Annotated in this window: 1 pseudogene; it reads left to right on the plus strand. The window is 67.4% G+C overall.

What is annotated here, in order from left to right:
* Positions 1–71: 71 nt before the first annotated feature.
* A pseudogene (locus R0J92_RS23200) lies at positions 72–270 on the plus strand (amidohydrolase); the annotation flags it as partial.

Raw genomic sequence — 270 nt, forward strand, 5'->3', positions numbered from 1 at the left:
CTCGATGCTTGGCTGGGTCGCTCGAATGTCGGCCCCATGACCAACCCTGGCGTGCGCTTGGAGGTTAGGCCTTGGACCGAAGCAGTGAAACCACGGTGTATGCCGCGCGGCGTATCCTCACGATGGCGCCAATGGCGCCGGACGCCGAGGCGATCGCCGTGCGCGACGGCCGCATCCTCGCCGTCGGCAGCCTGGAGGACGTCGCCGCCTGGTCGAGCGCGCCAGTCGACCGAACCTTCGCGGATTGCGTTTTGATGCCGGGTCTTGTCG

The organism is Tritonibacter sp. SIMBA_163 (genome assembly GCF_046535935.1).
Classification (GTDB): Bacteria; Pseudomonadota; Alphaproteobacteria; order Rhodobacterales; family Rhodobacteraceae; genus Epibacterium; species Epibacterium scottomollicae.